Annotated in this window: 12 protein-coding genes; 3 read left to right on the forward strand and 9 right to left on the reverse strand. The window is 70.9% G+C overall.

What is annotated here, in order from left to right:
- Positions 1 to 9 precede the first annotated feature (9 nt).
- From sufC to ACIO6U_RS00555, 5 genes are all read right to left on the reverse strand, one after another.
- Complete coding sequence (gene sufC, locus ACIO6U_RS00535) at positions 10 to 804, reverse strand: Fe-S cluster assembly ATPase SufC (protein WP_355333844.1); 795 nt, start codon at positions 802 to 804, stop codon at positions 10 to 12.
- Between the two features lie 7 nt (positions 805 to 811).
- Entirely contained in the window at positions 812 to 1,150 is a 339-nt protein-coding gene (locus ACIO6U_RS00540) for a non-heme iron oxygenase ferredoxin subunit (RefSeq protein ID WP_355333847.1), read from the reverse strand.
- Positions 1,150 to 2,316, reverse strand: a complete 1,167-nt coding sequence (sufD, locus tag ACIO6U_RS00545; protein WP_355333849.1) for a Fe-S cluster assembly protein SufD — start codon at positions 2,314 to 2,316, stop codon at positions 1,150 to 1,152. The genes ACIO6U_RS00540 and sufD overlap by 1 nt, the downstream gene beginning before the upstream one ends.
- A 72-nt stretch (positions 2,317 to 2,388) precedes the next feature.
- Positions 2,389 to 3,810: a Fe-S cluster assembly protein SufB gene (sufB, locus tag ACIO6U_RS00550; RefSeq protein ID WP_355333852.1), complete on the reverse strand. Its 1,422-nt coding sequence runs from the start codon at positions 3,808 to 3,810 to the stop codon at positions 2,389 to 2,391.
- Positions 3,807 to 4,631, reverse strand: coding sequence for an ArsR family transcriptional regulator (locus ACIO6U_RS00555; RefSeq protein ID WP_391044106.1), 825 nt, complete (start codon positions 4,629 to 4,631; stop codon positions 3,807 to 3,809). Before ACIO6U_RS00555 ends, sufB begins: the two co-directional genes overlap by 4 nt.
- Before the next feature lie 200 nt (positions 4,632 to 4,831).
- Here ACIO6U_RS00555 and ACIO6U_RS00560 point away from each other — a divergent pair, with 200 nt between their 5' ends.
- Positions 4,832 to 5,758 carry an ABC transporter ATP-binding protein gene (locus ACIO6U_RS00560; protein ID WP_355333858.1) on the forward strand — a complete coding sequence of 309 codons (927 nt, stop codon included), beginning with the start codon at positions 4,832 to 4,834 and terminating at the stop codon, positions 5,756 to 5,758.
- Between the two features lie 31 nt (positions 5,759 to 5,789).
- Positions 5,790 to 6,581: an ABC transporter permease gene (locus tag ACIO6U_RS00565; RefSeq protein WP_355333860.1), complete on the forward strand. Its 792-nt coding sequence runs from the start codon at positions 5,790 to 5,792 to the stop codon at positions 6,579 to 6,581.
- A 6-nt stretch (positions 6,582 to 6,587) separates the two neighbouring features.
- Here the strand turns inward: ACIO6U_RS00565 and ACIO6U_RS00570 are convergent, their stop codons facing one another.
- Positions 6,588 to 7,898: a glycosyl hydrolase family 28-related protein gene (locus ACIO6U_RS00570; protein WP_355333863.1), complete on the reverse strand. Its 1,311-nt coding sequence runs from the start codon at positions 7,896 to 7,898 to the stop codon at positions 6,588 to 6,590.
- A 145-nt stretch (positions 7,899 to 8,043) separates the two neighbouring features.
- Between ACIO6U_RS00570 and ACIO6U_RS00575 the strand changes: the two genes are divergently transcribed.
- On the forward strand, positions 8,044 to 9,039 hold the full coding sequence (locus tag ACIO6U_RS00575; RefSeq protein WP_355333865.1) for a COX15/CtaA family protein: 996 nt from the start codon (positions 8,044 to 8,046) through the stop codon (positions 9,037 to 9,039).
- Here ACIO6U_RS00575 and ACIO6U_RS00580 read toward each other — a convergent pair.
- The 3 genes from ACIO6U_RS00580 to ACIO6U_RS00590 all read right to left on the reverse strand — a co-directional run bounded on the left by ACIO6U_RS00580 (position 9,016) and on the right by ACIO6U_RS00590 (position 11,568).
- Positions 9,016 to 10,143, reverse strand: coding sequence for an amidohydrolase (locus ACIO6U_RS00580; RefSeq protein WP_401714630.1), 1,128 nt, complete (start codon positions 10,141 to 10,143; stop codon positions 9,016 to 9,018). The genes ACIO6U_RS00575 and ACIO6U_RS00580 overlap by 24 nt on opposite strands.
- Before the next feature lie 86 nt (positions 10,144 to 10,229).
- Positions 10,230 to 10,568: a hypothetical protein gene (locus ACIO6U_RS00585; protein WP_355333869.1), complete on the reverse strand. Its 339-nt coding sequence runs from the start codon at positions 10,566 to 10,568 to the stop codon at positions 10,230 to 10,232.
- A 52-nt stretch (positions 10,569 to 10,620) separates the two neighbouring features.
- On the reverse strand, positions 10,621 to 11,568 hold the full coding sequence (locus ACIO6U_RS00590; protein WP_355334680.1) for a heme o synthase: 948 nt from the start codon (positions 11,566 to 11,568) through the stop codon (positions 10,621 to 10,623).
- Positions 11,569 to 11,797 lie beyond the last annotated feature (229 nt).

An 11,797-nucleotide genomic window follows, 5' to 3' on the forward strand; every position in this document is an offset into this window, starting at 1 on the left:
AGGGGACTGTCACGCGGCGTCCCCCTCGGAGTTCGCTCCGCTGCTCACGGGGCCGCCCTTCACGTAGGACTCGTAGCCCTCTTCCTCCAGCTTGTCCGCCAGCTCGGCGCCGCCGGACTCGGCGATCCGGCCCTGCGCGAAGACATGCACGAAGTCGGGCTTGATGTAGCGCAGGATGCGCGTGTAGTGGGTGATCAGCAGGGTGCCGACCTCGCCGCTCTCGCGGACCCGGTTGACGCCCTCGGAGACGACCCGCAGCGCGTCGACGTCGAGGCCGGAGTCGGTCTCGTCGAGGATCGCGATCTTCGGCTTGAGCAGTTCGAGCTGAAGGATCTCGTGGCGCTTCTTCTCGCCGCCGGAGAAGCCCTCGTTGACATTGCGCTCGGCGAAGGCGGGGTCCATCTGGAGGCGTTCCATCGTCTCGCGGACCTCCTTCACCCAGGTGCGCAGCTTGGGCGCCTCGCCGCGGATCGCGGTGGCCGAGGTGCGCAGGAAGTTGGAGACGGAGACGCCGGGGACCTCGACCGGGTACTGCATGGCGAGGAAGAGACCGGCGCGGGCCCGCTCGTCCACGGTCATCGCCAGCACGTCCTCACCGTCGAGGGTGACGGTGCCGCCGGTGATCGTGTACTTGGGGTGGCCCGCGAGCGAGTACGCCAGGGTGGACTTGCCGGAGCCGTTGGGGCCCATGATGGCGTGGGTCTCACCCTGCTTCACGGTCAGGTCGACGCCGCGCAGGATCTCGCGGGGGCCGTTCTCGGCTTCGACGGTGACGTGCAGGTCGGTGATTTCAAGCGTTGCCATGGGTGCCTCAGGACTCCTGGGTGACGGAGACGAGCACGTCGTCCCCAACGATCTTTACGGGGTATACGGGGACCGGCCGCGTGGCCGGCAGCCCGGACGGCTTGCCGGTGCGCAGGTCGAAACTGGAACCGTGCAGCCAGCACTCGATCTGGCAGTCCTCGACCTCGCCCTCGGAGAGCGAGACGTTCGCGTGCGAGCAGATGTCGTTGATGGCGAACACCTCGCCCGCGGTGCGGACCACGGACACCGGGACGCCGTCCAGCTCGACCCGGCGGGGGGTGTCCTCCTCCAGGTCGCTGGCGGCGCAGGCGCGGACGAATCCGACCGTGCCGTTGTCGACGCTCATCAGACGGACGCCTCCAGCTCGGCGTCGATCTTGGTCATCAGCCGCTCTTCGAGGTCGGCGAGTCCGATCTGCTGGACCAGTTCGCCGAAGAAGCCGCGGACGACCAGGCGGCGGGCCTCGTCGGAGCGGATGCCGCGGGACTGGAGGTAGAAGAGCTGCTCGTCGTCGAAGCGGCCGGTCGCCGAGGCGTGGCCGGCGCCGACGATCTCGCCGGTCTCGATCTCCAGGTTGGGGACCGAGTCGACCCGCGCGCCGTCGGTGAGCACCAGGTTGCGGTTGAGCTCGTAGGTGTCGGTGCCCTCGGCCTCCGCCCTGATGAGCACGTCGCCGATCCACACCGCGTGCGCGTCCTGCCCCTGGAGCGCGCCCTTGTACGTGACGTTGCTGCGGCAGTGCGGGGTGTCGTGGTCGATGAAGAGCCGGTGCTCCTGGTGCTGGCCCTCGTCGGTGAAGTACAGGCCGAACAGCTCGGCCTCGCCGCCGGGGGCGCCGTAGATCACCCGCGGGTGCAGCCGGACCAGGTCGCCGCCGAAGGTGACGACCACCGACTTGAACGTGGCGTCACGGCCGACCAGCGCGGTGTGCTGGGCGACGTGCACGGCGGTGTCGTCCCAGTCCTGGATCGAGACGACGGTGACCTTGGCGCCGTCGCCGACCAGGACCTCCACGTTGGCGGCGAAGGTGCCGTCACCGGTGTGGTCGATGACGACCACGGCCTCGGCGAAGGCGCCGACCTCGATCACCTGGTGGCCGTAGACCGTGCCGCCCTCGCCGTGGACGGCGATCCGGACCGGCTCGGTGAGGACGGTGTCCTTGGGGATCGAGACGACCGAGGCCTTCTCGAAGGCGCTGAACGCCTGGGCGGTGACGCGGTCGGCGGGCTTGCCCGCCTTGCCGACGCGGGCGTCGGTGCGGTCCACGGTCTCCACGGTGACGCCCTCGGGCGCGGTCACCTCGACCCGGAGGGCGCCGGTGGCCTCGGCGGTGCCGTCGTGCAGGCCGCGCAGCCGCTCCAGCGGAGTGAAGCGCCACTCCTCCTCGCGGCCGTGCGGCACCGGGAAGTCGGCCACGTCGTACGACGGGGCCGCGCTGACCCGGGCGTCGGCGGGATGGCCCACCGTGATGGCACCGTCCGTGGTGCTGCCCGCAGGGGTGTTGTCAGCCATGGCTGTGCTGGTGCTCGCTTTCTGCCTTATTGTGTCCGGCCGGGGGGATGGTGGACGAGGAAGCCGGCGCGGTCAGCCGACCGAGCCTTCCATCTGGAGCTCGATCAGCCGGTTCAGCTCCAGGGCGTACTCCATGGGGAGTTCCTTGGCGATCGGCTCGACGAAGCCGCGCACGATCATCGCCATGGCCTCGAACTCGGTCATGCCGCGGCTCATCAGGTAGAAGAGCTGGTCGTCGGAGACCTTGGAGACGGTCGCCTCATGACCCATCGACACGTCGTCCTCGCGGACGTCGACGTAGGGGTACGTGTCCGAGCGCGAGATGGTGTCGATCAGCAGTGCGTCGCACAGCACGTTGGACTTGGCGCCCGACGAGCCCTCGCCGATCTCGATCAGACCGCGGTAGGACGTCCGGCCGCCGCCGCGGGCCACCGACTTGGAGACGATGTTGGACGACGTGTTCGGCGCCATGTGCACCATCTTCGCGCCCGCGTCCTGGTGCTGGCCCTCGCCCGCGAAGGCGATGGACAGCGTCTCGCCCTTGGCGTGCTCGCCCATCAGGTAGACGGCCGGGTACTTCATGGTCACCTTGGAGCCGATGTTGCCGTCGACCCACTCCATCGTGGCGCCCTCGTAGGCGACCGCGCGCTTGGTGACCAGGTTGTACACGTTGTTCGACCAGTTCTGGATGGTCGTGTAACGGCAGCGGCCACCCTTCTTCACGATGATCTCGACGACAGCGGAGTGCAGCGAGTCCGACTTGTAGATCGGCGCGGTGCAGCCCTCGACGTAGTGGACGTACGCGTCCTCGTCGACGATGATCAGCGTCCGCTCGAACTGGCCCATGTTCTCGGTGTTGATCCGGAAGTAGGCCTGGAGCGGGATGTCGACGTGCACGCCCTTCGGCACGTAGATGAAGGAGCCGCCGGACCACACCGCGGTGTTCAGCGAGGCGAACTTGTTGTCGCCCGCCGGGATGACCGTGCCGTAGTACTCCTGGAACAGCTCCGGGTGCTGCTTGAGCGCGGTGTCGGTGTCGAGGAAGATGACGCCCTGCTCCTCCAGGTCCTCACGGATCTGGTGGTAGACGACCTCGGACTCGTACTGCGCGGCGACACCGGCGACCAGCCGCTGCTTCTCGGCCTCGGGGATGCCGAGCTTGTCGTAGGTGTTCTTGATGTCCTCGGGCAGGTCCTCCCAGGACTCCGCCTGCTTCTCCGTGGACCGCACGAAGTACTTGATGTTGTCGAAGTCGATGCCCGACAGATCCGAGCCCCAGGTGGGCATGGGCTTCTTGCCGAAGAGCTTGAGGCCCTTCAGCCGCATCTTCAGCATCCACTCGGGCTCGGACTTCTTCTGCGAGATGTCGCGGACGACGGCCTCGGACAGGCCGCGCTTGGCCGCGGCGCCGGCCACGTCCGAGTCGGCCCAGCCGTACTCGTACGTACCGATGCCCTCGAGCTCCGGGTGAGTGGTCTCCGTGGGAGCAGTCATGCGGGGTTCCTCCCGGACGTGCTGGCAGATGCTGTGGGATCTTCGGGTGCGTTCTGGGGTGGGTCCGACGGGGTCCCCGGTGGTGTGTCAGGTGGGGCTCCCGACGGGATGGTGCTCGCGTGGTTGACCTGCGGGATGAACGTGGTGCACACCCCGTCGCCGTGGGCGATGGTGGCCAGCCGCTGGACATGCGTCCCGAGCAGGCGGGAGAAGACCTCGGCCTCCGCCTCGCAGAGCTGCGGGAACTGCTCGGCGGTGTGGGCCACCGGGCAGTGGTGCTGGCAAAGCTGCTCCCCGGCGGGGCCGGGGGCGCTTCGAGCCGTAGCAGCGTACCCGTCCGCGGACAGCGCCTGGGCCAGCGCGCGTGCGCGGTCCTCGGGCGCCGCCGCCTCGACGATGGGGCGGTACCGCTCGGCCTGGTCGGCCACCCGGGCGCGGGCGAAGGCCGACACCGCGGCCTCGCCGCTCTCGCCGCCGCCCGCGGACCTGGCGATCCAGTGCAGGGCGTCGGCGGCGAGCTGGTCGTACGCCTGGTCGAACGCGTCACGACCACAGTCGGTGAGCGCGAAGACCTTGGCGGGCCTGCCGCGGCCACGGTGGCCGTAGACCCGCTGGTCACGCGGCTCCACGACATTGTCCGCGTGCAGTGCGTCCAGATGGCGGCGGACGGCGGCCTGCGTGAGGCCGAGCCGTTCCGCCAGGTCGGCCGCGGTGGAAGGTCCGTGGTCCAGGATGGACCGGGCGACCCGGTTGCGGGTGCGCCGCTCCCCGGTCGTCTGCTCCTCCGCCGCCCTCCGGGCAGCACTGGTCCCGTATTCCACAACACCATTGTTGCGTAATTCCTCAGGAGCAGGCAAGCCGCGCCGGTCGCGATCACGGTGGGCTGCGTCACTTAGGGTTACCTAACCAGGGACGGTACGAGGCCGCGTACGGGCGGTACGAGGCCGCCGCGGAGGAGAGCGGGGAGCGGCTTCCCGGGACCCGGGCACGGCCGGTCCTGCGCCGTCCCTAGACTCACAGCATGCGAAACGAGCCCGCGGTCGAGGTGACCGGTCTGGTCAAACGGTACGGGACAAGGACCGCGGTGGACGGCCTCGACCTGACCGTGGCCCGCGGCGGCGTCACAGCGGTGCTCGGCCCCAACGGTGCGGGCAAGACCACCACCGTCGAGGTCTGCGAGGGCTACCGGCGGCCGGACGGCGGCACCGTACGGGTCCTCGGTCTCGACCCGGCCGCGCGCGGCGCGCAACTGCGGCCCCGGATCGGCGTGATGCTCCAGTCCGGCGGTGTGTACCCCGGCGCGCGCGCCGAGGAGATGCTGCGGCACACCGCGACCCTGCACGCCGACCCCGTCGACCCGGCGCTGCTGATCGAACGGCTGGGTCTGGAGTCCTGCGGTCGCACCACCTACCGCCGGCTGTCCGGCGGCCAGCAGCAGCGCCTCGCGCTCGCCATGGCCGTCGTCGGCCGCCCCGAACTGGTCTTCCTCGACGAGCCCACCGCCGGTCTCGACCCGCAGGCCAGGCACGCCACCTGGGATCTCGTGCGGGAGCTGCGCGCGGACGGCGTCACGATCGTGCTCACCACCCATTTCATGGACGAGGCCGAGCAGTTGGCCGACCAGGTGGTGATCATCGACGGCGGCCGGGCCATCGCCCGCGGCACTCCGGACGAGCTGTGCCGCGGCGGCGCGGAGAACACGCTGCGCTTCTCGGGACGCCCGGGGCTCGACCTGGTCTCGCTGCTCAACGCGCTGCCCGCCGACACCGCCGCGGCGGAACTGACCCCGGGCAACTACCGCATCGAGGGCAAGGTCGACCCCCAGCTGCTGGCCACCGTCACCTCCTGGTGCGCCCAGCACGGCGTCCTCCCCGACCGCCTCTCGGTCGAGCGCCGCACCCTGGAGGACGTCTTCTTGGAGCTGACCGGCAAGGAGCTGCGCGGATGAGGAACCTGGCGGGCATGAAGGAGCTGCGCGGATGAGCGCCGAAGTGAGCGCCCCGACCGGGACCGGCGTCTTCGCCCCCGCCCCCGGAGCCGCGCCGCTCCCCCGGATGATCCGGGCCCAGGCGGCGCTGGAGACCAGGATGCTGCTGCGCAACGGCGAGCAGCTGCTGCTCACCGTGATCATCCCGGCGCTGCTGCTGGTGCTGTTCAGCGCCGTCGACATCGTGGACACCGGGGCGGGCAAGTCGGTGGACTTCCTGGCCCCCGGCATCCTCGCGCTCGCGGTGCTGTCCACCGCGTTCACCGGCCAGGCCATCGCCACCGGCTTCGAGCGGCGTTACGGCGTGCTCAAGCGCCTCGGCGCCTCGCCGCTGCCGCGCTGGGCGCTGATGACGGCGAAGACCTGCTCGGTGCTGGTCACCGAGGCGTTGCAGATCGCGCTGCTGGTGGTGATCGCCTTCGCGCTGGGCTGGTCGCCGCACGGCAACCCCTTCGCCGTCGTGCTGCTGCTCCTGCTCGGCACCGCCGCCTTCTCCGGGCTCGGGCTGCTGATGGCGGGCACGCTGAAGGCCGAGGCGACACTGGCCGCGGCGAATCTGGTCTTCATCCTGCTGCTGGTCGCGGGCGGCGTGATCGTGCCGCTGAGCAAGTTCTCCGGCGGCGTCCAGTCGGTCCTGAGGCTGCTGCCGATCTCGGCGCTGTCCGACGGGCTGCGGGACGTGCTCCAGCACGGCGCCTCGATGCCCTGGGGCGACCTGGGCATCCTCGCCGTCTGGGCGGTCGTCGGGCTGGCTCTGGCGGCCCGCTTCTTCCGCTGGGAGTAGCCGCCCTCACCCGCCCGCGGCCGGGATGCAGTCGGTGAACCGTACGAAGTCCCGGCCCTGCCCCTCGTCCAGCGCCAGGAACGCGGCCGGCGGGTGCGAGCCGAAGCGGCACATGTCGTAGCGCACGCACACCGGCGGATTGGCGTTCGCCGCCGTACGGAACTGGTGCGCGCCGACGAGCTGGCAGGAGTCGTAGCGGACCAGCGGGCCGTTGGCGCCGATCGTGTAGCGGTGGGCGCGCAGGTCGTCGGAGAAGTCCTTGAAGGCGTGCGCGGTGTCGTCGCAGTCGTTGAAGTGGACGGTGCCGCGGTTCCACGCGCAGTCGATGACGACGACCGAGGGGTCGCGCAGTTCGAAGCGGATGTCCTCGGCGTGGAAGCGCTGGGCGCCGTCGAAGTGCGAGGCGCGCGGGAAGCGGAAGAAGGCGCTCTCGAAGCCGTAGTCGGGGTGCGGGGTGGGGCGGCGCCCGGTGATGATGTAGCTGCCCGCGCGGCAGGTGACGGACCCGCCGTAGGGGAACTCCAGGAAGTTGCCCCACTCGTAGGTGACGTTCATGTCGGTGAACCAGTAGTTGAGGAACTGGTCCTGCTGCTCCAGGTTCTTGGAGTTCAGCGACAGCCCCGAGTAGAGGAACGCCTTGCGGTAGGCGCCGCCGACCCGGCACGCCTCCCAGCGCATCTCGGAGTTGGTGTTGCTGCCGTCGAGCGCGAGCCCGTACTCCCACTCCCCCATCCACTCGCAGTCCGAGAAGCGGTAGTTCGCGGCGCCGCCGGTCGAGTACGAGTAGAAGAAGGACGCGCCGGGCGTGGCGGAGGTGAAGCGCAGACCCTCGAAGGAGATGTTCTGCCAGGTGTCGATGTTGCGGCACAGATAGGCGTCGGACGCGTTCGGCGGGTCGAAGACGATGTCGCTGATCCGCAGCCCCGCGCCCCGGAACCGCAGCCCGTTGACCTGCCGGGTGGGCTTGTTGGCGTCGATGAAGGCGTACGGCTTGGTGATCCGGAACACACCGGGCGGCACGTCGATGACGGTACGGCCGGTGCCGCCGTCCGCGCGCGACTCGGCGTAGGCGTACGCGGCGGCGAAGGCGGCGCTGTCGTCGGTGTGGCCGTCGCCCTTGGCGCCGAAGTCGGCCACGACGTCGACGTATCCGGGGTGGTTCGCGGGCCCCGGGTGCGCGGGGTCCGCGGTGTCGGCCGCCGAGGAGTCCCAGGCGCCGCCCGCGTAGGCGGCGAGGCCCGTCCCCGCGAGGGCGGCTGCCGCGCCTCCGTAGAGCAGGTGCCTGCGGTTGACGGTCTCACGGTGTTCGCCGGTCATACGGCGCCTCCCGTCGTCGGTCCCCGTGCGTGAGCCCCGATGGTAGGGCCGTACCACCGGGTTCGGGTGGTTTCGGGGCGATCGGATCCGGCGCGTACACACCCCTCGTGAAAGCGTGCACAAGCGTGCCGCCTACCATGGGCGCGTGCCGAAGCTTCTCGAACTCGTGCGAAACCCCCTCGCCGCCATCGCAGAGCGGTGGACCCCGTCCCCCGCCACGGTCCGCAGGGCGACCCTGTCCGCGCTGGTCATGTCGGTCGTCATCGTGGTCACCGGCGGTGCGGTACGGCTGACCGGTTCCGGCCTCGGCTGCCCCACCGCGCCCCGCTGCGTGGGCGACAGTTGGGTGCCCACCTCGGCGATGGGCGTACACGGGGCGATTGAGTTCACCAACCGCATGCTGACGTACGTTCTCTGCGCCGCCGTCGGCTGGGCCATCATCGCGGTGCGGTCGCAGAAGCCGTACCGGCGCAGTCTGACCCGGCTCGGCTGGGCGCAGTTCTGGATGGTCGTGGCGAACGCGGTGCTGGGCGCCTTCACCGTGCTCACCGGGCTCAACCCGTACACCGTGTGCGTGCACTTCCTGCTGGCGTTCGTGCTGATCACCATCGCCGTGGTGATGTGGCGGCGGACCGCGGAGGGCGACAGCGCGCCGAGTCCGCTGGTCGGCAAGCCGGTGCAGCAGCTCGGCTGGATTCTGACCTGTGCGACCGGGCTGCTGGTCGCGGTGGGCACCGTCGTGACCGGCGCGGGGCCGCACGCGGGCGACTCCAGCGATGTGCACCGCGTCCCGGTGGACTGGAAGTCGGTGGCGCAACTGCACGCGGATCTCGCGTGGGTGGTGGTCGCGCTGACCGTCGCGCTGTGGTTCGTGCTGCGCGCGGTGGACGCGCCGGTCGGGCCGCGCAACAGCGCCCGCGACCTCTTCCTGGTGCTGATGTCCCAGGGCGTGATCGGCTACGTCCAGTACTTCACCGATCTGCCGGAGGCCGTCGTCGGCCTGCACATGTTCGGCGCGGCCATCGTGTGGATCGCGGTGCTGCGGGTGCTGCTGTCGATGCGCGAGCGGGCCGTCGACGTGCCCGACGCCACCGTGCCGGGGCCCGCGCAGGCCGGGTCAACGCTGAGCGTCGGCGTCTGACCCCTCAGGACCCGTCCACCGGTCCGCGTCGGCGGCCGGGTCGGGGCGGAAGACCCGGCGGGCGTTCCCGCCGCCGACCAGCGCGCTGACCCTGCGGCCGTCCGCGGCCGACCAGTCGCCGCCGGCCACCCGCTCGCCGACGAACCGGCCGAGCGCCGCGCCGAAGGTCCGCACCCCGGTCACGTACAGCTCGGGCAGCGCCACGGCGCCGCTGGCGTACAGCACCTTCGCGAAGGGCGCCCGGTCGAGCACCGCGGCCGGTCCGGCGCCGAGCGCCACATGCACATGCGGGAGTACGGCCGCCAGGTCGGCCGCCGCGCCCTCGTGTCCGGGCCCCGGCAGCAGCACCACCTCGGTGCCCAGGCCCGCGGTGGCCCGCAGGAATCCCCCGGCCGCCGAGGGTCCCGCCCCGCCCGCGCCGTGCCGCAGCGTCAGCGGCACGCCGGTCGCCACCGCGTTCCACAGCAGATGGCGCAGGAGTACGGGGTCGGCGGGGCGCTCGCCGACCGGCCGCCGGGCGAGCCAGTCGGCGGCGGCGTACCGCACGTGCGCGGTGTCCGGCGGTCCGGTGCCCAGCGCCTGGTCGGCGCCCGCGCGGAAGGGTCCGCCGTGCGGGCGGTCGGCGCAGGAGAAGCCGACCGTGTCGAGCGCGGCGGTGTGCACGGCCTCGGCGAGGTTGGCCAGGAAGCCGTCGACCGTGCCCGAGGTGTCGGCGACCTGCTGGGCCAGCGGTTCGAGGCGGACGATCTCGTGGGCCGCCGCGCCGCCCGCCGCGCCCAGCTCCTTGGGCGGCGTGAGGTCGCCGGGCTCCCCGGTGTCGACGAGATACGCCTCGATGCCGGTGGCGCGCAGCAGCAGCCGGGTCGCCTCGTACGCGCCCAGCTCGCGGCGGCGGGCCAGGTAGCGGGCCGGGGAGCAGTGCGGTTCGAGGCCGAGCAGCGGCGCGCACCAGCGGCGCACCGCGAAGCCGGTGGGGCTGTCGAAGAGGGTGGTGTGCGGCGCGGCGACGCCGGGCAGCCGCGCCTCGAACGCGCCGAGGCCGAGGTCGCCGGGGAGCACGCCGTGGCAGTACGCGTCCACGAGGTGTGTCAGGTCCCCGGTCATCCGCCCGCTCCCTCGCCGTCGTTCCCGGTCTCCCGGCCTCCTGGCTTAACGGACGAGGGCGCCGTCAGGTGTGGGCGCGGCGGCGGTCAGGTGTTGGCCGGGCCGCCGATCTGCATCCCGGCCATCCGGGTCCACTCGTACGGGCCGGTGCGGACCCGGCCCGCGAACTCCCCGTCGAAGTCCTCGTGGACGGTGACGCCCGCGTCGGCGACGGCCGCCCGCGCCATGGCGTACGTCGGTGCGACGAGGTCGCCCCAGGCGCCGTCCGGCGCGACGAGCACGATGCGCGCGCCGCGCTCACCGATGTACGCGATGTTCGCCTCGGCGGCGCCGCCGTGCTTCTTGCCGAAGGCGTCGATCTGCCGGACGAGCCGGGCGGTGCGTCGCGCCTCGCGCGGGTTCTCCTGAACCGTGTCATCAGCCATACCGCTGATGCTACTTCCCGGTAACCGCCGAGGGCACCCCGCCGGAGGGGACTCAGTGCAGGAAGGGGTCGACCGCCACCGCGACGAACAGCAGGGTCGCGTAGGTGATGGACCAGTGGAAGAGCCGCATCTCCTTGAGCTTCGCGCCGGTGACGCCCGCCTTGGCGCGGGCGTGCAGGCCGTGCGCCTCCTTGAGCCAGAACGCGCCGAGTACGGCCGCGACCACCGGGTAGAACCAGGAGGTCTCGCCCAGCGGCCACCACAGTGCCAGGGAGGTGATCACCATCACCCAGCTGTAGAGGACGATCTGCCGGGCCACGACCTGGTTGCCCGCGACGACCGGCAGCATCGGGACGCCGACCCGCTCGTAGTCGTCCTTGACCTTCATCGACAGCGGCCAGTAGTGCGGCGGCGTCCAGAAGAAGAGGACGAGGAAGAGGACGAAGGGCGCCCAGGCCAGCTCGTCGCGCACGGCGGACCAGCCGATGAAGACCTGGAGACAGCCCGCGACCCCGCCCCAGACGATGTTCTGCGCGGTACGCCGTTTGAGACCGAGGGTGTAGACGAAGACGTAATAGAGGATGGCCGTCAGCGACAGCCCGGCGGACAGCGGATTGACCAGCGTCCAGAACCAGACCGTCGAGACGACGGAGAGCGTGATGCCGAAGACGAGTCCTTCGCGCGGCGACACCAGACCGGTCACCAGCGGACGCTGCTCCGTACGGTGCATCAGCGCGTCGATGTCGCGGTCGATGTACATGTTCAGCGCGTTCGCACCGCCGGCCGACAGATAGCCGCCGACCACCGTGGCGATCACGAGCCACAGATCGGGCACCCCGCCGGCGGCGAGGAACATCACCGGAACCGTCGTGATGAGCAGTAGTTCGATGATCCGCGGCTTGGTCAGCGCCACGAAGCCCATCACACGGGCTCCGAACGGGCGGTGACCGGAGGAGCCCGTCCCGATGACCCCAGCGGGTCGGGATTCGACGGCCGTCACGAACACCCCAAGAGAAGAGATGAAGTCCAGCAAGTCCGGTCACCTGCGGAGGCGCGGGACCCGGTGAGACTTGCGCGTACCACGCCACTCTAGACGCAGGGAATACTCCGTCCGCTTTTGGGGGGTGGAGAGTGTCGCTCGACCCGGTTCACCAGGCGTTCACCGCGTTCAGGAGGCGAAGACCGGCGTACCGGGGCAGGATCGAAAAGGTGAGCGCCTGTACGGCGGT

The sequence above is a fragment of the Streptomyces sp. NPDC087422 genome (assembly GCF_044744145.1).
GTDB lineage: Bacteria > Actinomycetota > Actinomycetes > Streptomycetales > Streptomycetaceae > Actinacidiphila.

Coding starts and splice junctions, on each gene's coding strand:
- sufC (WP_355333844.1), bottom strand. CDS start 804: ATGGCAACGCTTGAAATCACCGACCTGCACGTCACCGTCGAAGCCGAG.
- ACIO6U_RS00540 (WP_355333847.1), bottom strand. CDS start 1,150: ATGAGCGTCGACAACGGCACGGTCGGATTCGTCCGCGCCTGCGCCGCC.
- sufD (WP_355333849.1), bottom strand. CDS start 2,316: ATGGCTGACAACACCCCTGCGGGCAGCACCACGGACGGTGCCATCACG.
- sufB (WP_355333852.1), bottom strand. CDS start 3,810: ATGACTGCTCCCACGGAGACCACTCACCCGGAGCTCGAGGGCATCGGT.
- ACIO6U_RS00560 (WP_355333858.1), top strand. CDS start 4,832: ATGCGAAACGAGCCCGCGGTCGAGGTGACCGGTCTGGTCAAACGGTAC.
- ACIO6U_RS00565 (WP_355333860.1), top strand. CDS start 5,790: ATGAGCGCCGAAGTGAGCGCCCCGACCGGGACCGGCGTCTTCGCCCCC.
- ACIO6U_RS00570 (WP_355333863.1), bottom strand. CDS start 7,898: ATGACCGGCGAACACCGTGAGACCGTCAACCGCAGGCACCTGCTCTAC.
- ACIO6U_RS00580 (WP_401714630.1), bottom strand. CDS start 10,143: ATGACCGGGGACCTGACACACCTCGTGGACGCGTACTGCCACGGCGTG.
- ACIO6U_RS00585 (WP_355333869.1), bottom strand. CDS start 10,568: ATGGCTGATGACACGGTTCAGGAGAACCCGCGCGAGGCGCGACGCACC.